Below are 21,918 nucleotides of genomic sequence, written 5' to 3' on the forward strand. Positions count from 1 at the left end.
GGAGTTAGCTCTTCGCGCGCGCTTTCGTGGTCGACTTCGCTGAGGTTTCCTCACCCCCTTCGCCAAGCAGCAGCATGCAGGTGGCTTCGACAATCCTGTCGATATAGGTGGAATCGGACGTGAGATGGCCATTGATAACAAAGCCATCAAAGGCCATCACCGCCAAATGGGTGAAGGCGTCGGTATCGACGCCTTGGTTGCGACCCTCAGGCAAGCAATCGACCACGAGACCACGGATGCGTTCGCGCATCGCGATCAGGATCGAAGGGCGATAGCCTTCAGCAGACGTGGATACGGCAATAGCCTGGATGAAGTTGTTGAAGAAATTATTGCGCTCGCGCGGGATATCGCGCCACAGCCGCGCCAGTACATAGGTGAGGCGCTGCTTGGGATTCTTGATGCTGCGCGCTTCAAGTTCAATCTGATTGATGCGCTCGATGATCCAAGGTTCGAAAATGGCAAAGACTATGTCGAGCTTGGATGGGTAATAAGCGTAGATATTGGCGCTCGACACATGGGCGCGTTGCGCAATCTGACCCATGGATGAGCCGACATAGCCCTTTTCTTCAAACATGCGCGCCGCCGCCTCCAGAATGCGCGCGCGGACGGCTTCTTTCTTGACTTGGGCCATTCGAAAACCAATTCATGCCAACGGAAGACGCTGATCGCGCCTCCTGATCAAGCGCTATAGCGCCGGAGCACCTGCGGTGCAAAGGAAACTACCGAGATCAAGCGCTTGTCAAATCGCTCGCCCCTGGCTCCCGGCCGATTGCGGCTATCATCCGGGAAGACAGAGGCGAGCCACAACGGATTATTTCAGATAGTGATCGACGTTTGAGCGATCGACCAGGGTGCTGGGCAGATTGATGTCCTTCAACGTGACCGACTTGCCGCGCGCATAGGCAACCGCCGCATCGAATGCCGCGGCACCCCAACCGGTGGGATTGAGATCATAGGTGAGGAGAAGCGAGCCGTCCTTCACGGCCTTGATCGCTGGCGGAACACCATTGAGGCCGGCGACAACTGTTTTGCCCGCGCGCCCCGCAGCGGCCACCGCTTGCACCGCGCCCAGGGCCACTTCATCATTGCCGCCATAGATCGCGGCAAGATCGGGATGGGCGCTCAGGGCATCTTCCGCCGATTTGAGGCCAGCTTCTCGGGTCAGTGCAACATCCTTGTCATAGACAATCTTGATATCGGGATAGGCGGCGATGGCGCTTTTGAAGCCGGCGGCAAGATCGCGAAAAAGCTGCGCCCCCACGGGCCCCGCGATCACCGCGACCTTGCCCTTACGGCCGATCTCATCGCCAATACGTACGCCAACCTTGTGGCCAATCTCTTTCCAATCGAAAGTTACCTCCAGCTTCTGATAGGGGGAGTTGACGAAACGGACCAAAGAGACCACCGGAATATTGGCGCCGCCCGCCATCTGATAGGCCGGCACGACCGCGGCCGAATCGATCGGCGAAACAAGCAGCGCGTCAACGCCACGGGCAATGAGATCCTGAATGCCACTGATTTGCCGCGCGGCGTCTTCGTTGGCGGTCACGAACACCGCATCGACGCCCATCTCCCTGGCCTTCTTCTGAATGCCGTCCTTGACGGCGATATAGAAGGGGTTGGTATCGGAAGCGAGCGAAACGCCAATCGTGACTTTGCCATCGGCGGCCCACGCCGACGCGGTGAGTGCGCCCGCCGCCAGTGCGGCCAAGACACTTCTTGCAATATTCATTTTTCCCTCCCTCTGGTGAAAACATCAGGCGCGACGATGGCGCAGCGTGTCGATCGCAGCGGCCATGACGATGACAATGCCGACCGCAACGCGCTGCCAGTAGGAATCGACATTGATCAGGTTGAGCGCGTTCGACAGCACGGTCATGATCAAGACGCCGACGATGCTCTTGTACAGAAAACCCTCGCCGCCCTTGAGAGAGGCGCCGCCCAGCACCACGGCGGCGATGACAGTGAGTTCGTAGAATTCTCCGGCCGTGGGCTGGCCTGATTGGAGGCGGCTCGTGAGCAATGCCCCGCCGACACCCGCGAGCGCGCCGCACAGCGCGTAGGACGCGATCAACACGCGCGGCACCGAGACCCCAGACAAGAACGCCGCCTGACGATTATCGCCAATGGCGAAGACGCGCACGCCGAAAGGGGTGCGATGCAGAACCCAGCTAAAAATCGCGGCCAAAACAATGGCGACCCAAGCGAGGTTGGGAATGCCCAGGTGCCGGCCGATGCCCCAGGCCAGAAAATCCGGCGGCAGACCGTCGCCGACAACGGGCGCGCCATGGGTCATGAGCAGGACGGCGCCGCGGACGAGCGTCATCGTGCCCAAGGTAGCAATGAAAGGGTTGACCTTCAGGTAAGCGATGATGAGGCCATTGACGATACCGATGAGCGCGCCCATCAGCAGCGCGGCGAATATGCCTGGCAACCAGTGACCGGTTTCCAGCATAACAAAAGCGGCGACGCAGCTCGACATCGCTGCCGTCGAACCAACCGAAAGGTCGAAGCCACCGGTGATAATGACGAATGTCATGCCGATGGCGATGATCGAGAAGATCGAAGCCTGCAGCAGGATGTTGGTGACATTGCCCGGCGTGGCAAAGCGATTGCTGAGCAAAGCGGCAATAAGGCAGGCCACGACGAGCACCAGTACGGGCACCTGATCGAGCAGGTGAACGCGAAGGCGCATGGTCTTTGGCTGCTCCATGGTGCGGGCCGGTATATCCACCATTGTCATGTATTCCCCATTGCCGAACGAATGGCCGGTTCATCGAAGCCGTTGCCACGTGGAAGATCTGCGACCACCGTGCCCGCCCGCACAGCGAGAATGCGATCACATAAGGACACGAGCTCGGGCATGTCGGTGGAGGCAACGATGGTGCTGCCTCCAGCGCGCACGAAGTCATCGATGAGCCTGTGGATGCGCGCCTTGGCACCGACATCAATACCCGCCGTCGGTTCATCGAGGAGCAAGAGACGCAGCTGCCCGATAAGACAGCGGGCAAAAAGCACTTTCTGCTGATTGCCGCCGGAAAGCGCGCCCATTTTCGCGCTCGGATCGGCAGGTCGCACATCCAGCAAGGTGAGCAGATCCGCAACCGCCGAATCAATCCGCTTGCGATGGAAATACAGTGGATTGGAATAGGCGTTGATATAGGGAAGGATAATGTTCTGACGCACCGTGAGATTGGGAAAAGCGCCGAGGGAGCGCTCGCCGGCAACGAAGCCGAAGCCTGCTTTGATGGCGGCGCCAGGATCATCGATCACCAGTGAGCCAGCGCCCGTATCGACCTGTATCGTTTGATCCCCAAGGCCAAACAGCTTGCGTACGCTGGAGGCAGCGCCACTGCCGATGAGACCAGCGACGCCAACGACTTCGCCGCTCGCCACCGCAATCTTGCGCCGGCCCAACGGCACGGCGAGGACGCTTTCGTCGCGCCGCGCACTGACCCTGCTTTCCACCAGCACTGTCGTGCGTCCGCTCATCGCAAGGGTCACGGCGGCTTCGTCGAAATTCTGCGCGCTGAATTCACCGGCAAGCTGTCCGTCGCGCAATACCATGCAGCGCTCCGCGATGTGGCGCACTTCCGGCAGACGATGCGTGATGTAGATGATCGCCACACCATCGCGCTTGAGGCCGACGAGCACGTCGAGCAGGCGTTCCGTGTCGGCATCGCCCAGGGAAGCCGTGGGCTCATCGAGGATCAGCACCTTCGCCTGATTCGTCAGAGCTCGGGCGACCACCACCATCTGACGCTCAGCAAAGGAGAGCCGGCCGACTTTTACATCAGGATCAATCGAGCTGCCCAGCCGCGCCAGAATGGCGGTGGATGTCTCGCGCATCCGCTTGCGATCAAGGGACGGAACAAAGCCGAGCATGCGGCGTGCAGGAATGGCAGAGAGACAAATATTTTCGGCGACCGAGCGTTGGCCGGCGACCTGCAATTCCTGCGGGATCAGGACAATCCCAGCAGCGATAGCGTCGGGCGGCGCCGCGAAGACCTGCGGTTTGCCATCAATGAGGATTTCGCCTTCGTCGGGCTGATAGACGCCAGAAAGAATTTTGATGAGGGTCGATTTGCCGGCGCCATTTTCGCCGAGCAACGCCAGGGCTTCGCCACGATGGACGGCGAGCGACACGTTGCGCAGTGCTAAAGTGGCGCCGAAGCGCTTGCTGATATGGCGCACGAGGCCAGCCGGGGCCGTTTCCGCCGAGGCCATGCCGCCCGGCAGGGGATGATCGGAATTGCGCACGAGCGTTTCCTCGATGAATGGCGCTACAATATCGAATGCTATTCGTTTGTCAATAATATCGAATGGTAGTTATTATTGATGCGCGACGACCCGTAGCGAGGGTTGCCGCGCTATCGAGCTTCAGTGAGCACGACCTGCTTCATCCAAGATGCTGCCGCCTCGATCCAGAAGCTGTTGGCGCGCGCGGCCGAGGTGATGGCGGTGATGTGGTCCTCATCCGGCAGTTCGAGCGTCTGCACCTGCGCGCCCTTCGTCTTGAGTACCATGTGAAACTTATGCGCCTGCGTGATCAGGTGCGGAAAATCGCGCGAGCCGAAGGCGAGAAGAAAGGGCACGGTCGTGACCTGTGTCACGAAGGCCGGGCTGGCCGGCACTTCGTTCAAGCTGTCCTCAGTGCCGAGAAAGCGCGGGCGCGCGGCAAAACCTGAGCCGGGCGTAAAATCATAACTGCCGGACACCGGCAAGCAGCCCTTCAGGACATTGTCCGGCAGCCGACGCGATGCCTGCCAATTGCCGCGCACGGCCAAATGGCTCGCAAGATGCCCGCCGGCCGAATGGCCACCCAGAAAGAAACGCTCGCGATGCAAGCCATAGATGCCGGCAAGACTATGGACCTTGCCAATAGCATCGGCGATGTCATTGACATTGGCAGGAAAGACAAACTGCGGCGCCAGGCGATAGCCGACCGTTACGAGCGAAATGCCGTGAGCATTAAGGGGCGGCGCCAGGAAATTCATCTCTTCTTTATAGCCATTGGTCCAGCCGCCGCCGTGCATGAAGATGAGAGTAATGCCAATCGGCTGGGCCGCCGGAAAGACCATGATGCTCTGGCTCGGATGAACACCATAGGCATGCTCATATCCTTCAAGACCTTCACTCAACATCATGCAGGCATCGCGGTAAGCGCGGCCGAACTCCGAGAACGGCTCCTGCTCCGGATAATCGTCGATACGCATTTCAACCGACCTTCGCGACAGCGGCCATTTCCACCAGCCATTCTTCTTTGACGAGATCGGCGCGGATGCAATAGCGCGGCGGGAACGCTGCGTCGCCGAAGAAGGCACGATAGGCATCGTTCATCGCCGCATAGTCGGCGAAATTCCTGATGAAGATCTGCACCGAGACGATATCGGCCATGGTGCCCCCCGCCGTTTCGACGATACTTCGCATCAACCGCAGAACTTCCTGGGTCTGCGCCTTGATGTCGCCAACGCCAATGGTCTTGCCGTCAGCATCAATGGCGACAAGACCAGCGGTATGAACCCATCCATCAGCGCTTTTGGCGCCAAGGGAATAGGGCGCCGCCGGCTTGGACATGCCGGCCGGCAGAAGCTGCGACCAGCCCATGGTCAAGCCGCGATCCGACGCGCGTCAATTGGCTTGACGCGCATTTTTTCGTCAACCACGACGCCAGCATCAACGATGACCTTGCCATCGAGTGCCACGCTGCAATCGAACATCGGCAGATCGAGATGGGCCGGCGTTGAATTGGTGCCGCCGCCTTGATCGTCAGGGCCGGTGGAAAAGAGGAAGACGCCAGGCCAAGCCCGTGTGTGGCTGGCGATGCGGTTGATGTCGTGTCCGTAAAGCGCAATTTGATCGAGATAGGAATTCGGGTTGAGCCCCCAGCCGAGATGTGAAACCGCATAGGGCCGCATGTCATTGGCGTTGATTTGGTGGCTTTTCATGAATTGCCGCATCAGGCGCGCATCGCTGCCATGGCCGTCGATTTTGACGATATGGCCTTTCTCGATCGTCAGGCGCACTTCGCCTTCGAAATAGCGTACGTAAGGCAGGATCCAAGCATCGCCAGGGCTCAACACGACTGTGCCTTCGCTCTCGCCAGGATTGGCCCAGGTGGAAAAATGCGCGGCGCCCCAGGTGTCGACATGACCGGGCTCATCCGCGTAGCCCCATTGGCACACAGTGTTGAGTTTGCCGAGCTTGGCGACGAAGTCCGTGCCCGCGGCGCTGGTGACGCGCATTTCCTTGGATGCAGCACAAAGATCGCGCGCGTATTTGACCGCTTCCTTGAGGCCAGGAGGCGACATCAGGCGCTTGAGCTCATCAGGACCATCGATCACGAGCAGGAAGCGCGTGCCTTTTCTGCGCGCCTGTTGCATCCAAGGCGAGCCCAAAGCCACATGAAAGACCAGCACGAGATCGGCGGAGTAGATCGCCTGAATGGCGCCAGGCAGCGCCGAGATCGTATCGCCGCCGCCTTGGCTGGCAATCATATTGGGATGGAAGGGCGTTGAAATTTTGATCTCAAATATTCGGACGCCGAGATCATCGGCAGCGGCGAAAGCCGCCTGAATATAATCTTGTCGCGTGGTGAGGTCGGTCACCAAAACGACCTGCGATCCCGCTTTGACTTTGCAGAGTTCGAGTTCCTGACGGAACAGAAATGACAGTTCGGCCTGGTTGGTGGTCTCGCTCGACACGGCGCCTCTCCCTCAAAATTGAGCCATGCGAGGTCTTAAAAACGAATACCGTTCGATTGTCAATAACAAATATCATTCGATATTAGGACTGGTCGTCCCGTCGACGCTTTTGGCTTATCCTTGCGCAAACATCAGAAAATCAAAATCAGCGGAGGAAACATGGCCCGTTTGCACAGCATGCTGAAATTGGCTCTCATCGTGTGTGGCCTCGTAGCGGCCCTGCCTGCCACGCCCGCCTTCGCCGTCTATCCGGACCGCCCCATCAAGATCATTCTCGGCTTTCCCGCCGGCAGCGGCGCCGACATCATGTGCCGATGGTTCGCGCAAAAGCTGACCGAGGTGTCCGGCGCCACCGTCGTTATCGACAACAAGCCGGGTGCAGCGGGCAACATCGCCTCGGAAGCCATCGCCTCGGCGAAACCCGATGGCTATACGATCCTCTTCGGCGGCGTGGCTGGCCTCGCCGCGAGCCCGGCTATCTACAAGAACCTGCGCTTCGACACATTGAAAGACATCGAGCCGGTGACGGCTGTCGCCGAACTGGTGTTCGCGCTCGCCGTCCATCCGCAACTGCCGGTGAAGAATGTCGCCGATCTCACCGCTTATCTGCGCAACAAGGGACCGAAAGCCACCTATGGTTGGGCTGTCACATCGGCCATCGCCTCGACGGTGCTCTATCTGAAGGAAGCCAATCTCGACGTCACCCAGGTCACCTATAAGGCGACGGGCCAGGCGATTTCCGATGTCGCCGCCCAGCAGGTCGATTTCGCCTTCGGCGATGTCATGTATGTGCTCGGCCAGCAGCATGCCGGCAAGGTGAGGATATTGGCGACGACCGGCACGCGGCGCCCATCAGCCGCACCTGATATTCCGACCATGCAGGAATCCGGCGTGCCGAGCGTGGTCGTCGCGCCTTGGTGGGCCGTCTTCGTTCCCGCCGGCGTGCCGCGCGAGATCAACGATCAACTGGCCACCTGGTTCAATCAGATCACCGCCATGCCCGAGACCAAGGATTTCCTGAAATCGCAAGGCGGCGATCCGCTGCTCGGCGATCGCGACTATGTGCGCAAGCGCCTTGTCAGCGACATGGACTATTGGCGCAACATCAGCAAGCTGGCCAATCTCACGCCGCAGTAACAAATCACAACGAAGCAAGACGTTGCGAAACCAAACAGTAAGCGCCGGCCGATGCCGGGCGGCGCTCTATTTTTTCAGTCGCGCAGCTTGACGAGATCGTTCATCAAGCCACCCGTCCCATTGTGGATGGTGAGACGCTCCACCTTGCCGGCAATGGCTTCCAGAGCCTCAAGCTCCTTCAGCCGCAGCATGACCGGGTTCTCGGCCATGACCTTCGCCGTGTTGAGAAGCGAACGGGTCGCGTTCGTCTCCTCGCGGCGGCGAATGACATTGGCCTCGGCCTGCTTTTCCGCCGTCACGACCTGATTGAGAATCTCGCGCATCTCACCCGGCAGGATCACGTCCTTGAGTTCGATGTTCGAGATCTCGATCCCGATCGCCGCCATGTTCTCGCGAACCTTGCCGGCAGCCTCTTCGTTGATCGTCACCTTGCTTGCAAGGATCTGATCGAGCGTCAGGTTGCCGAGCGTACGACGGAAGACGACCTGCAACGCGCGGTAGAGCGCATCGGTGAAGTCCTTCACCTCGTTCACCGCCTTGACCGGGTCAACGACACGGTATTCAGCGGCGATGTTGATGCGGATCGTCACACGGTCACGAGTCAGGAGTTCCTGTCCCGTGACATCGAGCGCCTGCCACTTCTGGTCGATCACCTTCACCTGCACGCCCTTGCCGACGTTCCAGAAGCCGTGCATGCCGGCATCGAGCTCACCGACCTGCTTCCCATCGATGGAGAGCAGACCCACCTGCCCGTCATTGACAAGATGCATGCTCAACGCCTCGGTCTTGCGGACCTGAACGATGCGGCGCATCAGCGTGGGATCAACCGCGAGGCTGTCCGACACATCGATACGCGTTTCCGCCCACGGCCCCGCATCGTTCCAGACGATGAGCTTCTGGTTCGGCCGCATCACCGCGAAAATCGCGCCGTCGCGCTCGATCACCACGATTTCGGCGGCGGCCGTACGGAAGACGGTCAGATGCTGGTTCGCGACATCCGGGAGCTTGTCGAAAAGGGCATGTTCATAGATCGAAACGAACACGCCATTGGTCAAGTCGCATCGCACGAACTCCAGACTGTTCTGGCGGTTCGGGAGATGATGAATGCCGGGACCATAGACGCCAAGCAGCTCGCCCTTGTGCAGAGCGACGATGCGTTCGTTTTCCTTCACTAGGACATGCTTGCGTCCCAGGATCTTATCAAGAAGCTTTGCCATGTTCGTTACTCCTTCGGTGCGCTAAGTCATCGACCGAATTTTCCTTTCGCTTGTTTACGTTCATATGCCCCGGCAATGATCCGGGAGCCGGTGGCAAAGAGCGCTTGCGGACCTGCGGGAGCGGACGTCACAGCATGCGAGCGGGCGTCTGGAGCAAAGCTCCTTCGGCCGACCAGCCTGCGGCTTCATCTTCACCGCGTTTCAAGCTTGCGCCCCAGGCTTCAGAACGGCCAAAAGACCTTTCGGCCTTCAGTCCGCCTTCGGCATTCCGGCTCCCGAACCGTCAAGATCGAACACCTTGGCAGGGTGTTTGGAGAAGGAGTCGAACCTTCGACAGTCAGATCCGCAGTCTGATGCTCTACCCACTGAGCTATCCAATGGTGCAAATAATGGGACTCGAACCCATGCCTTCGGCACTAAGGCCGGCGCTCTACCCCTGAGCTATATCCGCATTCCGACCTTCGACGTGGCGTCCGTATACAGAACGGCAGAACCGACTGCACGGGAGGAGGTTTTGAACTCCGTCCGTTGACATCCGCATCGAGTGACGACCGGGAGGGCGCGTTTAATCGCCTTCATACGCAATCACAAGCGCAAATCTTTATCGCGCGCGAAACAGCAAGGCGATGTTGCGCAACGGCAACAGGCAGCACCACGTGCGAACAGCCTGGCAGCCGACGAGAGAGAGTGCTGATATATATGGACAGCGCGTTTCTGCGTTGCTTGAGGTGCCGCGAATGGCCTGCCGAAGTTTGCAACGCCTTGAGTGAAAGGACAGCGGCACAGAGCTTCGCTGTCCTTTCGCCCGACTATTTATAGAGATCGTTATAGGTCTGGCGTAGTGCTGCTTTCTGCACCTTGCCCATGGTGTTGCGCGGCAATTCGTCGACGAAGAGCACGCGCTTGGGCAGTTTGAACTTGGCCAAGCGTTCTTCCAGGGCGGCGATGATCGCTTTCTCGTCGAGATTGGCGCCCTTCTGCGGCACGACAACAGCGGTAACGCCCTCGCCGAAATCGGCGTGCGGCAGACCGACGACCGCGCTCTCGACAACGCCGGGCATGCCGTCGATCTCGGCTTCCACCTCGATCGGATAAACGTTGAAGCCGCCGGTGATGACCAGGTCCTTGCCGCGGCCGACGATGTGGACATAGCCCTTGTCGTCGATCTTGCCGAGATCGCCGGTGATGAAGAAGCCGTCGTCGCGGAATTCCGCCTTGGTCTTCTCCGGCATCTGCCAATAACCCTTGAACACATTGGGGCCCTTGACCTCGATCATGCCGATCTCGCCTTGCGGCAAGGCCTTGCCGGTGTCGGGATCGGTGACACGGGCGCTGACACCAGGCAGCGGAAAGCCGACCGTGCCGGCGACGCGATCGCCGTCATAAGGGTTCGACGTGTTCATGTTGGTTTCGGTCATGCCATAGCGTTCAAGAATGGCGTGGCCGGTGCGATCGCGCCATTCGCGATGGGTTTCGGCCAGAAGCGGCGCGGAACCCGAGACGAACAGGCGCATATGTTTCGTCGCGTCCTTGGTGAGGCCCGTATGCTGCAGCAGGCGGGTGTAGAAAGTCGGCACGCCCATCATCGACGTCGCGCGCGGCATCAGCTTCATGATCAGATCAGCATCGAGCTTCGGCAGGAAGAACATCGAGCCGCCGGCGAGCAGCAGCGTGTTCATCGCCACGAACAGGCCGTGGGTGTGATAGATCGGCAGCGCGTGGATCAGCACGTCGTCCTTGGTGAAGCGCCAGTAGTCGACAAGAGTCAGCGCGTTCGACGCCAGATTGTCGTGGCTGAGCATGGCGCCTTTGGAGCGGCCGGTGGTGCCCGACGTATAAAGAATGGCGGCCAGATCGTCTTTGCCACGTTCGACGTCGGCGAAGGTTGTCGCTTGCTGGCGGGCGAGATCAAGCAGCGAACCATTTTCCTTGGTGCCCAAAGTCTCGATGTGCGCACCGGCCTTCCCAGCAACGGCCGCCAGCTTATCGCGGCTCGCCGGATCGCAGACGAAGACGCGCGGCTTGGCGTCGCCGAGGAAATATTCGATCTCCGCCGGCGTGTAGGCGGTGTTGAGCGGCAGGAAGACCGCGCCCGCCCGCAGACAGGCGAGATAGAGCGAAATGGCTTCGGGCGATTTGTCGACCTGAACGGCGACACGATCGCCGGCGACGACACCGAGCGAGGCCAGCGCATGGGCGAAACGCGCGGAACCCGCTGCGAGATCGCCATAGGTCAGCTTGCGGCCTTCCGGCGTTTCGAGAAAAACCTTGTCGGCCGATGGCGCGCGGCGCGCGATCAGATCGTAAAGATAAGACGGCATATGACTTCCCGGCTCGTTTCCCGCCCTCAGCCTTTGGCAGACGTGACATTCGGCAGCCAGCGCCGCGACGATCCGGATTTCAGCATTTTTCGGACCGCCGACGAAGCTGCGACTTCACCCTGATTGGCATAGGCCTCATGATTTTTCTCGATGTCGTCGAGATCATAAAGGTAATTCACCATCAGGCCGGCGGATTCAAGCATTCCTTTGGTTGAACGGTCGCCGAGCCAGTTGATCCGCTCCAGCCGCGCCCCGTTGCCCAGATGGAACCGGGCCACGGGATCGAGCGGCCGGCCGTTGGCGCTCTTTTCCTCGAGGAAATATTGCGCCGCCAGGGCCTCAAGCAGAGGCTTGGCCCTGGTATTGAAGGGGCCGTGCTGCGGCCACTCCAGATCATGCAGGGTATCGACGATCAGCTGGTCTTCCGCCGGCAGCGGCTCCCGGCCCTTGCGCGTCAACCAGTTCATAAAGCCCGGCACGGGCGACAGGGTGACGAAATTCTCGATCTTGGGCAGTTCGCGGCGCAATTCCTCGACCACCTGCTTGATGAGGAAATTACCGAAAGAGATTCCCGCCAATCCCTGCTGGCAGTTGGAGATCGAATAGAAGACGGCCGTGCGCGCTTTTTTCAGCGGTACGATCGCGCGCTGCTCCGCCAGCAAGGGCTGCACGGCGCCGGGAATGTCCGCCGTCAGCGCCACTTCGACGAAGATCAACGGCTCGTCGATCATGGCTGGATGGAAAAAGGCGTAGCAACGCCGATCGATCGGATCGATGCGCCGGCGCAGATCGTCCCAATCGTGGATGGCGTGCACGGCTTCGTAGCGGATGATCTTTTCCAGCACATTGGCCGGCGTCGATGACCAATCGATCCGCCGCAGCACCAGAAAGCCGCGATTGAACCAGGAGCCGAGCAAGTGAACGATATCCTTGTCGATCACCCGCAGCTCAGGATTGCCGCGCAATTCGAGCAGATGCTGGCGCATGACGACCAGTGCCGCCGTGCCACCGGGCGCGCGGTTCAGCCGGCGCAGCAATTCCTGCCGGCGCGGCTCCGACGCATAGTGCAATTCCGTCGCCGCTGCGTCGCTCCGCTCGTGCTCCCATTTTTCGACAGCGGGCGCCAGCCGCGCTGGATCGGGCCCGAAATCACGGGCGAGATGCAGAAAGAAGGTTTCGTGGCCAGCGGCATCGAGCCGCGCATAGCGATCGAGCACTTCGCGCGCCAACGCCGTGCCGGATGCCTCACCACGGCCCGACAACAACTGCTCGCAGAGGCTGACGAGATCGAGCGCCTGTTCGTGCGGATCAATGGGTGCGCTTTCCAACCGCAGCAAGGTGCGCCCGCGATCGGCAATCGTGGTCATCAGGTCGGAGAAAAACGCATTGCTCATCAGTCATCCCGATCTTGCGGACAAGCCCGACTATGACGGCAGCATAGCTGGCCTTTTCAGCAAACAATATGGGCGCGAAGTCGGATTTATGGCGGATCAAAGCTTATGACTGGAAACCCTCGTCAGGGCACAACCGGCCTTGCGTCCCATCGGCGTGGCCCCCATTTTGGGGCGCCGGAGACCCATGCCCATGTTCCCATCCGCCGCCCAGGCGCTGCCGCAGATTTTCTCACCGCCCTATCGCCGCGTGTTGGCGAAAGTGCTGGCCTTGACCTTGGTGCTGCTGGCGCTCGTCTGGTACGGGCTCGACCATCTGATTGTCGGCTATATCGCCGTGCCCTGGCCTTGGGCCGCAACCCTCCTGTCGGTCCTCACCGGCATTGGCCTTTTTGTCGGGATGGCCTTCCTGGTGGCGCCGGTCTCCTCGCTGGTCGCCGGTTTTTTCCTCGACGAGCTGGCGGAGCGGGCCGAGCGTGAGAGCGATCCGCTGGGGGTGCCGGGCACGCCCTTGCCCGCTGGCCGGTCGATCTGGCTGGCGGCGAAATTCGCGCTCGTCTCGCTGGTGGTCAATCTCTGCGCGTTGCTGCTGCTGCTCGTGCCCGGCGTCAATGTGATCGCCTTCTTCGTCGCCAATTCCTATCTAGCGGGGCGGGAATATTTCGAGCTCGCGGCGCTGCGCTATCATCCGCTGGAAGACGTGCGAGCGCTGCGCCGCCGGCACGCGGTCTATCTCTTTATCTGCGGCTTTCCGATCGCCCTGTTTCTGGCCGTGCCGATCGTCAATCTGCTGACGCCGCTTTTTGGCACCGCCTATATGGTGCGCGTCCACAAGCGGCTGATGCGCGGCTATGCGCTTAAACCGTGACGTTGCTTTCGAACTGACCGGCGCGGCGGAAGCGATAGAGGTAGCTCGGAATGACGGCCTCGATCGTATCGGGCGCGATCCCCATCGCCTCGAATGTCGAACCTGACGCCTTGGCAGCCTCGGAAACAACGTTATCGCTCTTGAGCAGTTTCACCTGATCGCGCGTCAACAGCAGCGTCTTCGGATAAAGACCGAGGCTGAGCGAATTGACAACTTCGATGCCGAACGCCTTGAGATTGGCCAACGCGAAAGGCACCGGCACGAGCAGGCGCTTGCGGCCGATGGTGGTGCAGATGATCTGCATCAGTTCGCGATAGGTCTTCACTTCCGGCCCGCCCAGTTCCCAGGTGCGGCCCGCTGGCACTTCACTGTCGAGCAGGCAGGCGACGGCTTGCGCCACATCGCCGACATAGACCGGCTGGAACTTGGTTTCGCCGCCGCCGATCAGCGGCAGAACCGGCGACATGCGCGCCAGCGCGGCGAAACGGTTGAAGAAATCATCCTCGGGTCCAAAGATTACCGACGGCCGCAGGATCGAGGCGCCGGGCACCATCTCGCGCACATGCGCTTCGCCCTGCGCCTTCGAGCGGGCATAGGCCGATTCCGAGACCGCATCGGCGCCCAAGGCCGACATATGCACGAATGTCTTGATGCCGGCCTTCTGCACGGCCTGCGCCACGACGCCGGCGCCAAAGCCATGCACGGCATCGAAACGCTGGCGGCCGCTCTGGTTCAGAATCCCGACCAGATTGACCACGGCCTCGGCGCCCTGAAGCGCCGCAGCGACCGAAGCCGGATACCGCAGATTGGCCTGGACGGCGTGGATCTGGCCGACGCGGCCCAGCGGCTGCAGATGGAACGCCAGATCCGGCCGCCGGCAAGCGACCCGCACGCGCCAGCCACGCTGGGCCAGAGCGCGCACGACATGGCGCCCAACGAAGCCCGAACCGCCGAAAACGGTTACCATCCGGGTGTTCTTATCGAGGGGATTTGTCATGTCATTTCCGTCGTGTGCGGCCCTGCGCGGGGCTTCGGCGCGATGATTAGTCGAGCGCGCGGCTACTGTACAGATCGCACGCGCTTTCCTGGCACTGTCATCTCACAAATTTGTGTGGTTTCTGCAACCAAAGACACTGATATGTCATTGGAATACTGGCCCATTCACAGCGTGAGGCCGGTGGATTTTTGCCGCAGCAGGGAGACCCCATGGACGACGCTCATCAGCATTCGCTCACCGCGCCGACGGCGCTCGACCTCCACCGACGCGGTTTTGTCTTCATGACGAGCTGTGTCGCCGGCTTTACGCTGGCCACAGGCCCGCTGAATGCCCAGACGATCACCACACCGGCTGATGGGCTGACCGCCGGCGAGGTGAAAGTGCCCTCCGGCGGTATTGAAATGCCGGCCTATCGCGCTTTTCCGGCCAGCGGCGGCCCCTTCCCCACGGTTCTGGTGATCCAGGAAATCTTCGGCGTCCATGAACATATCAAGGATGTCTGCCGGCGCCTCGCCAAGGCCGGCTATTATGCCATCGCGCCTGAACTCTACGCCCGCCAGGGCAATCCGGCCGCCTATACCGAAGTGCCGAAACTGATCGCCGAGGTCGTCTCGAAAGTGCCCGACGCCCAGGTGAAGGGCGACCTCGATGCCTGTGTCGCTTTCGCCAAGGCGAGCGGCAACGCCAATACCGACCGGCTGGCGGTGATCGGCTTCTGCTGGGGCGGCCGGCAGACCTGGCTTTACGCCAAGAACAACCCGAACCTGAAAGCCGCCGCCGCTTTCTACGGCCCGCTGACCAATCCGAAGAACGACTTGCAACCGCAGCAAGTGCTCGACTTCGCCGGCGATGTGAAAGTGCCCGTCATCGGCGCCTATGGCGGCAAGGATCCCGGCATTCCGCTCGAACAGGTCGAAACCGTCCAAGAAGAATTGAAGAAGGCCGGCAGCAAGTCGGTCATCTATGTCTATCCCGACGCGCCGCACGGCTTCCACGCCGACTATCGCCCCTCTTATCGCAAGGCGGATGCGGAACTGGCGCTCAAGCGGGCGCTCGATTTCTTCAAGGCGAACGGCGCCTGACACCGGCGCTGTAATTTCTGAAATCTCACGATCCGGGCTGCTTCGCAGTCCGGATCATTTGCAAGAAGCCGCCGATCGCGGGGCTGCGCAGTCCAGGCTTGGATGCTTCACCCCGCCCGATGCAACCAGCGCATCAGTTCGGAGCAAGAGCGAGGACGACCGTCGCTGAACCTGCCATCGTTACACGGGTGCGGCCTGCCACGCTCATCCGACGAACCGCCATGCCAGAACTCAGGATGGCCGCCGTCATGAAGCCAACGCATGAGTTCTTCGCAGCTGCGCGGACGACCATCGTTGAAACGGCCGTCCTGACAAGAATGCGGCCGATATTGAGCCGCGCGATGACCGACCGGCGCTGTTTGCGGCGCAGCCACTGCGGTCATCGCGCCAAGAAGGGAGACCGCTAACAGCACCGTGCGGCATTGTACGAAAGATCGGGGCATGGACGGGCTTTCTTCGTGGTTCCGACCTTGCCAGTTTAAGCCGCTTGGATTGCGATAGCATGGCGATGTTGGCAACGTCTCGGCGAGCGCTACCTCTCAGGACCGGCAGCCAAGGCCGGAAGCGAAATTGTTATGCGGGCTCCCCCGGTCGGACTGTCGCCGGCAATACACTGCCCGCCATGCAGGTTCACGATCTGCTTCACGAGATGCAACCCTAAGCCGGCGCCGCGAGCGCGCGGCTTCAGCCGGTGAAAGGGTTCAAAAATGCGCTCTCGTTCAGCGAGCGGGATACCAGGGCCCTCATCGCTCACTTCAATCAGCGCTGGCGCGCCGATGCGGACGGTGATCGTGCCTTCACCGCCTCCATGATCAACCGCGTTCTGGATCAGGCTCGTCAAAACCCGCTCCAGTGCAGCTTGGTCTCCGCAAACCGTCGGATTGGCCTCTTCAAAATCGAGGTCTAGTTTATAACCAGAGGCAAAGGCCAACGGGGCCATGTCGCTGATGATACGTTTCGCCAATAGCCGTAGCGATACGGCTTCAAAAGGCCCTACGTCGCGCCGTAACCGTTCCAGATCGAGAAGTTGTTCGGTCAATACGGCGAGCCGGGCCACGTCAGCCATAAGCCGCGCTTTCTCAGGGATCGACGGCAAACCGGCAATGCGGATATCCAAGATTGAAATCGGCGTTCTGAGCTCGTGCGCGGCATCAGCCAGGAAACGCTGATGACGATCATAGCCTTCGTCCAACCGGCGCAGCGCTTCATTGACCGCGCCGATGAGCGAAGCGATCTCTGGAGGCGTGCTGGCCGCATCGAGCCGGGCGCCTTTCCGGCCAATGTCTATCAAGGCCGCCTGTTCCTCGACTTTTGCGATCCCCGCGAGCGTGGCACGCACGACAAGTGGCGTGGCGATAACGATGCCCAGAACAATGACCAGAAGGATTGGAAGTGCGACCTTGATAAAGACCAGGAGAGCCCCAAGAGCCACCATGCCAAACAGCGCCGGGCTTTCGGTTCCCGTTAATATCTGAACCTTGCCGACGGGCGTCGTCACTTGGCGCATGCGCGCTTCCGGCTGATCCATGGCTTCGCTATCGACGGTCGCGCCAAAACGGGCCTGGCCGATCCCTGAGAGCGTATCGGCGACGAGGATGAAAGCGGGTGGAACCGGTCCCTCGCTCAGACGATAACCATTCTCGTCACGTGCGACGAACCACAGACCTGGCTCGGCCATGCGCAGGGCGGTCAGCTCTGGTGTCGACCGCAGGCGTAAGACACCGTCGCGATCGCGTTCCATCGCACGCCCGATCGCCTCGATGGTTCGGTCAGACGAGCGAAACGAAAACAGATCGCCCCTGATGAAGAGGGCGGCGAGCACTGCGAGCAGGATCAAGCTCTGCAGAAGGATCAAACGCTGTACGAGCTGCCATTTCAGGGAGCGATCGTTACCGCCCTTCATGGGCATTCCATCAACATATAGCCCACGCCGCGAATGCCATTGATCGTGACATTGGCATTCGCATCCGCAAGCTTGCGGCGCAGCCGTGAGATATGGCTGTCCAATGTGTTCGACTGAACCTCATCGGCAAGGCCGAAGACGGCGGCCATTAAGGTCTCGCGCGTCACCATGCGGCCTGCCCTGCGCATCAAGGCCTCCAGCACCAGCAATTCGCGTCGGGGCAGGATGAAGCGCATACCATCAACCTTCGCCTCGCGGTGATCGAGATCAAGCGAAAGGCGTCCGAGTTCAGCTAGCATAGGCTGCAGTTGTTCAGGGCGTCTCATGACGGCCCGAAGCCTGGCCAGCAGCTCTGCGAAGGCAAACGGCTTGGGCAGATAATCGTCCGCTCCGCCATCAAGCCCTGCCACCCGCTCGGCGAGCCCACCGCGTGCCGTCAATACGATAACAGGTGTCCTGATTTTCTGACGCCTCAATCTCGGGATCAGCGAAAGGCCGTCGCCATCAGGAAGCCCTAGATCAAGGATGATCGCATCATAAGTGCCAATTTCGACCATTTCGAACGCGATTGCGAGTTCTTCGGCGTGGTCCGCGAGAATGCCATGCCGCTGCAAGGCAGACTGCAAGGCGGCAGCCATTTCTGGCTCGTCTTCTACCAACAGCAGCCGCACCGATTTTTGCTCCACCACCCAGTTGTCTACTCTGGCACCTGCATCAGAAACCTTGCGGCAACATGACGTCTCCACGCTATGCGGGCGTCAAACCGGCTTTATCGCAGGGATTATTTCGGGACAGAGGGGATTTCGCTTATCCACCCAGATATCTGGCTAAGCGCGAACGAGCGCCTGGACCTCTGAGGCGCCATCAATATCAACATCTTACCCGCGCGCTGCCATTACCGAGCGCTGCGGATTTTCCGGCCTTTATCTGCCGTTTTCGTTTTGAAGCATTTTCCTGGCGCGAACCGATACCCACCGCGCGCGAAAATGCTTTATGAAGCTCTGCAATTTGGAGGAAGTAGTATGGCGCGCGAATTGTTCGATCTAGCGGCTGGCGACGACAGCGTTCGCTTCTCGCCCTATTGCTGGCGCATCCGCATGGCGCTGGCGCACAAGGGGCTCGATACCGAAACGGTGCCGGTGCGTTTCACCGAAAAGGACAAGATCGCCTTTTCCGGCCAGAAACTGGTGCCCGTGCTGCGCGATGGCGAGACCGTCCTGCACGAGAGCTGGGACATCGCGCTTTATCTCGACCGTGCCTATCCGGACCGGCCGCGGCTGATCGATATCCCCGGCCTGGGTGTGACCAATTTCGTCCGCTCCTGGGCGCAGACCAGCCTGACGATCCCCGTGTTCAAGACCATCATCCTAGATCTGTTCAACGGCCTCGCCGACAAGGATAAGGACTATTTCCGCACCTCGCGCGAACAGCGCGTGGGCATGCCTCTGGAAAAATTCGCCGTGTCGGCGGAGGATGGCCGCGCGATGTTGAAGCCGGTGCTGACGCCCGTGCGCGACGTGCTGAAGCAGCAGCCGTTCTTCTGCGGCTCGCAGCCGGCTTTCGCCGATTACATCGTTTTCGGCGTATTCATGTGGGCGCGCAGCGCCTCACCGATCGAACTGCTCGACAGCGACGACCCGACCTATGCCTGGCGCGAGCGCATGCTCGACCTGTATGGCGGCCTCGCCCGCAACGCGCCGCGTAACAAGGCTTGAGAGAAAAGAAACCCTTCGGCCGGGGAGACCGAAGGGCTTCATAGCGTTTTCACAGCTCGACGGAATCGTCGAGCGCCATGAAGACGCGTCCAAATAAGAGGATCTAAGCAAATCACGTTTCTACCGAAACGTGATTTGCTCTAGGTTTCGGAGGTTATCGACGAGCCGACGCTCTCGGCAGGACGGATCCCTTTTCGCCGACCCCTGATCACTAACAAGCGGCTGCCCACACCGATGTGCGCCAGCGCACATCGTGGATAACACGCGATCGTGGGCGCGGTGCATTGACGGTGGGAAGGATTTCGTCTTCGCTGGCCACGGGCCAGGGGAGCTGATTGATGAAGCCAGATATCGAGATCGCGCGCAGCGCTAAGCTCGCGCCGATTGCCGACATCGCAGCCAAATTGGGCATCAGCGCCGCCGATCTGCATCCCTACGGCAAATATATCGCTAAGATCGATCTCGATTATCTGCACCAAACGGAAACACGGCCGCTTGGGCGTCTTGTGCTCGTCACCGCGATTTCGCCGACGCCGGCCGGCGAAGGCAAGACGACAACCACCGTTGGCCTCGGCGACGGCCTCTCGCGCCTGGGCAAGCGCGCGGCGATCTGCCTGCGCGAACCCTCCCTTGGTCCATGTTTCGGCATGAAGGGTGGCGCGGCAGGTGGCGGTTTCGCCCAAGTGGTGCCGATGGAAAGCATCAATCTGCATTTCACCGGCGATTTTCACGCCATCGGTGCCGCGCACAATCTGCTCGCCGCCCTGCTCGACAATCACATCTATTGGGGCAATGGGCTCGGCATCGATCAACGCCGCGTCGTGCTGCGGCGGGTGATGGACATGAACGACCGCGCTTTGCGGCAGATCGTGTCGTCGCTCGGTGGTGTCGCCAATGGCTTTCCACGGGAAGACGGCTTCGACATCACAGTCGCCTCGGAAGTGATGGCCATTTTCTGCCTGGCCAAGAGCATCCACGATCTGGAAGCGCGGCTGGCGCGCATGATCGTCGCCTATACGCGTGAACACACGCCCATCACCTCCTCCGCCCTCAAGGCTCCCGGTGGGATGGCTGTGTTGCTCAAGGATGCGCTCGCGCCCAATCTGGTGCAGTCACTCGAAGGCACGCCCGCTTTCGTGCATGGCGGCCCCTTCGCCAATATCGCCCATGGCTGCAATTCGGTGATGGCGACGACGACAGCGCTGCGCCACGCCGACTACGTCGTAACCGAAGCCGGTTTCGGCGCCGACCTCGGTGCGGAGAAATTCTTCGACATCAAATGCCGCTCGGCCGGATTGACGCCGTCTGCGGCGGTCGTTGTCGCGACGGTGCGGGCGTTGAAAATGCACGGCGGCGTGGCCCGCGCCGATCTTACGCACGAGAATATTGGCGCTATCGATCGCGGCTTCGCCAATCTCGCCCGCCATATCACCAATCTGCGCGCCTTCGGCGTTCCCCCTGTTGTGGCGATCAATCGTTTCGCCACGGATACCGACGCGGAACTGCATTTCCTGGTCGCCGCCTGTCGGGAACGGCTAGGCGTCGATGCCGAGATCGCCACCCATTTCGCCGATGGCTCGCGCGGCAGCGAGGCCATGGCGCGCGCGGTGGTAAAGCTGTGTGAAAGCGGCGCCGCCGATTTTCGGCCGCTCTATCCCGACAACATGCCGCTCGTTGAAAAAATCCGGACCATTGCCCGCAAGATCTATGGCGCGGCTGACATCGTGATTGACGCGAAAGTGGCCGACGACCTCAAGACTTACGAGACGATGGGCTTCGGCAACCTGCCCGTCTGCATCGCCAAGACGCAATATTCCTTCTCCACCGATCCCACTCTGCGGGGCGCGCCCAGCGGCCATATGGTGCCGGTGCGCGAAGTGCGCCTGTCCGCCGGCGCTGGTTTCGTCGTGGCGATCTGCGGCGACATCATGACCATGCCCGGCCTGCCGCGCGAGCCAGCCGCCGAACATATCGGGCTTGATGCGCACGGGCTGGTGCAGGGGCTGTTCTGATTATTTGCCCAAATATTTGCCCAGCCATTCCATGCCGAGCGTACCGGGCGCTAAAGTCACCGTGGCCCAGACGAAGGCCGACGACCAATTGGCGAGCTGAAATTGCAGGCGCGGCATGCGCACGGCACCGGCGATCAACGGCACGATGGCGCGCAGCGGCCCAAAGAAGCGGCCGATGAACACGCCGGCGACACCCCATTTCTCAAACAACTCATGGGTGCGCTTGACCAGATCGGGGCGGCGCGACAGCGGCCACAGGGCAACGATGCGATCGTGGAAGTGAAAGCCAAGCCAGTAAGAGAGCCAATCACCCAGAGCCGCGCCGATGGCGGCGGCGAACCAGATCGGCCAGAATGCCAGCCCGGCCAGTCCGACCAGACCGCCGATGCCCCAGAGCAGCACCGTTGCCGGCGCGATCAGCGAGATGAAGGCCAGGGATTCGGCAAAAGCCAAGACGAAGACGATAGGCACCGCCCATTCCTGGTTGTGACGAACAAAGTCGAGAACCGCCTGCACCCATTCCGGCATTCATCGTCCCTTCTCGGCTATCGCCATAGCGTTTTGCAGTGTG

General features: G+C 60.6%; 19 protein-coding genes and 1 tRNA gene. 5 read left to right on the plus strand and 15 right to left on the minus strand.

From position 1 onward, the window contains the following. Positions 1-4: 4 nt before the first annotated feature. The 7 genes from BLW50_RS15210 to BLW50_RS15240 form a co-directional block, all read right to left on the minus strand. On the minus strand, positions 5-631 hold the full coding sequence (locus BLW50_RS15210) for a TetR/AcrR family transcriptional regulator (protein ID WP_090704060.1): 627 nt from the start codon (positions 629-631) through the stop codon (positions 5-7). A gap of 180 nt (positions 632-811) precedes the next feature. Then, complete coding sequence (locus tag BLW50_RS15215; RefSeq protein WP_090704062.1) at positions 812-1,732, minus strand: sugar ABC transporter substrate-binding protein; 921 nt, start codon at positions 1,730-1,732, stop codon at positions 812-814. A gap of 24 nt (positions 1,733-1,756) precedes the next feature. Then, on the minus strand, positions 1,757-2,743 hold the full coding sequence (locus BLW50_RS15220) for an ABC transporter permease (protein ID WP_090704064.1): 987 nt from the start codon (positions 2,741-2,743) through the stop codon (positions 1,757-1,759). Beyond that, on the minus strand, positions 2,740-4,260 hold the full coding sequence (locus tag BLW50_RS15225) for a sugar ABC transporter ATP-binding protein (RefSeq protein WP_090704066.1): 1,521 nt from the start codon (positions 4,258-4,260) through the stop codon (positions 2,740-2,742). The genes BLW50_RS15220 and BLW50_RS15225 overlap by 4 nt, the downstream gene beginning before the upstream one ends. 110 nt (positions 4,261-4,370) lie before the next feature. Further along, the gene (locus tag BLW50_RS15230; protein WP_170850168.1) at positions 4,371-5,216 is read right to left on the minus strand and encodes an alpha/beta hydrolase; all 846 of its coding nucleotides are present in this window, start codon (positions 5,214-5,216) and stop codon (positions 4,371-4,373) included. 1 nt (position 5,217) lies between these two features. Continuing rightward, entirely contained in the window at positions 5,218-5,607 is a 390-nt protein-coding gene (locus BLW50_RS15235; RefSeq protein ID WP_090704070.1) for a RidA family protein, read from the minus strand. A gap of 2 nt (positions 5,608-5,609) precedes the next feature. After that, positions 5,610-6,704, minus strand: coding sequence for a 2,5-dihydroxypyridine 5,6-dioxygenase NicX family protein (locus BLW50_RS15240; protein ID WP_090704072.1), 1,095 nt, complete (start codon positions 6,702-6,704; stop codon positions 5,610-5,612). Positions 6,705-6,863: 159 nt separating this feature from the next. Between BLW50_RS15240 and BLW50_RS15245 the strand changes: the two genes are divergently transcribed. After that, positions 6,864-7,841: a Bug family tripartite tricarboxylate transporter substrate binding protein gene (locus BLW50_RS15245; protein ID WP_139267632.1), complete on the plus strand. Its 978-nt coding sequence runs from the start codon at positions 6,864-6,866 to the stop codon at positions 7,839-7,841. 74 nt (positions 7,842-7,915) lie between these two features. Here BLW50_RS15245 and BLW50_RS15250 read toward each other — a convergent pair whose 3' ends face one another. The 4 genes from BLW50_RS15250 to BLW50_RS15270 all read right to left on the minus strand — a co-directional run bounded on the left by BLW50_RS15250 (position 7,916) and on the right by BLW50_RS15270 (position 12,773). Next, positions 7,916-9,058 carry a slipin family protein gene (locus BLW50_RS15250; protein WP_090704075.1) on the minus strand — a complete coding sequence of 381 codons (1,143 nt, stop codon included), beginning with the start codon at positions 9,056-9,058 and terminating at the stop codon, positions 7,916-7,918. A gap of 378 nt (positions 9,059-9,436) precedes the next feature. Continuing rightward, positions 9,437-9,509, minus strand: a tRNA-OTHER gene (locus BLW50_RS15260). Positions 9,510-9,867: 358 nt separating this feature from the next. Continuing rightward, entirely contained in the window at positions 9,868-11,379 is a 1,512-nt protein-coding gene (locus BLW50_RS15265) for a malonate--CoA ligase (protein WP_090704077.1), read from the minus strand. Between the two features lie 26 nt (positions 11,380-11,405). Then, positions 11,406-12,773, minus strand: coding sequence for a malonyl-CoA decarboxylase (locus BLW50_RS15270; protein WP_090704079.1), 1,368 nt, complete (start codon positions 12,771-12,773; stop codon positions 11,406-11,408). 190 nt (positions 12,774-12,963) lie between these two features. On the opposite strand from BLW50_RS15270, the gene BLW50_RS15275 reads away from it, so the two are divergent. Beyond that, positions 12,964-13,638, plus strand: coding sequence for a sulfate transporter family protein (locus tag BLW50_RS15275; RefSeq protein WP_090709174.1), 675 nt, complete (start codon positions 12,964-12,966; stop codon positions 13,636-13,638). Here the strand turns inward: BLW50_RS15275 and BLW50_RS15280 are convergent. Continuing rightward, positions 13,628-14,635, minus strand: a complete 1,008-nt coding sequence (locus BLW50_RS15280; protein WP_090704081.1) for a complex I NDUFA9 subunit family protein — start codon at positions 14,633-14,635, stop codon at positions 13,628-13,630. The genes BLW50_RS15275 and BLW50_RS15280 overlap by 11 nt on opposite strands. A 209-nt stretch (positions 14,636-14,844) precedes the next feature. Between BLW50_RS15280 and BLW50_RS15285 the strand changes: the two genes are divergently transcribed. Beyond that, the gene (locus BLW50_RS15285; protein ID WP_090704082.1) at positions 14,845-15,717 is read left to right on the plus strand and encodes a dienelactone hydrolase family protein; all 873 of its coding nucleotides are present in this window, start codon (positions 14,845-14,847) and stop codon (positions 15,715-15,717) included. Between the two features lie 532 nt (positions 15,718-16,249). Here the strand turns inward: BLW50_RS15285 and BLW50_RS15290 are convergent. Both BLW50_RS15290 and BLW50_RS15295 read right to left on the minus strand, forming a co-directional pair. Then, positions 16,250-17,620 carry a sensor histidine kinase gene (locus BLW50_RS15290; RefSeq protein WP_090704085.1) on the minus strand — a complete coding sequence of 457 codons (1,371 nt, stop codon included), beginning with the start codon at positions 17,618-17,620 and terminating at the stop codon, positions 16,250-16,252. Continuing rightward, the gene (locus tag BLW50_RS15295) at positions 17,617-18,291 is read right to left on the minus strand and encodes a response regulator (RefSeq protein ID WP_090709176.1); all 675 of its coding nucleotides are present in this window, start codon (positions 18,289-18,291) and stop codon (positions 17,617-17,619) included. Before BLW50_RS15295 ends, BLW50_RS15290 begins: the two co-directional genes overlap by 4 nt. Positions 18,292-18,642: 351 nt before the next feature. Here BLW50_RS15295 and BLW50_RS15300 point away from each other — a divergent pair, with 351 nt between their 5' ends. Together BLW50_RS15300 and BLW50_RS15305 are read left to right on the plus strand one after the other, a co-directional pair. Further along, positions 18,643-19,335: a glutathione S-transferase family protein gene (locus BLW50_RS15300; RefSeq protein ID WP_090704087.1), complete on the plus strand. Its 693-nt coding sequence runs from the start codon at positions 18,643-18,645 to the stop codon at positions 19,333-19,335. 338 nt (positions 19,336-19,673) lie between these two features. Next, on the plus strand, positions 19,674-21,347 hold the full coding sequence (locus tag BLW50_RS15305; RefSeq protein ID WP_090704088.1) for a formate--tetrahydrofolate ligase: 1,674 nt from the start codon (positions 19,674-19,676) through the stop codon (positions 21,345-21,347). Here the strand turns inward: BLW50_RS15305 and BLW50_RS15310 are convergent, their stop codons facing one another. Next, entirely contained in the window at positions 21,348-21,875 is a 528-nt protein-coding gene (locus BLW50_RS15310; protein WP_090704090.1) for a DedA family protein, read from the minus strand. Between the last annotated feature and the right edge of the window lie 43 nt (positions 21,876-21,918).

It is taken from the genome of Beijerinckia sp. 28-YEA-48, assembly GCF_900104955.1.
Lineage (GTDB): Bacteria > Pseudomonadota > Alphaproteobacteria > Rhizobiales > Beijerinckiaceae > Terripilifer.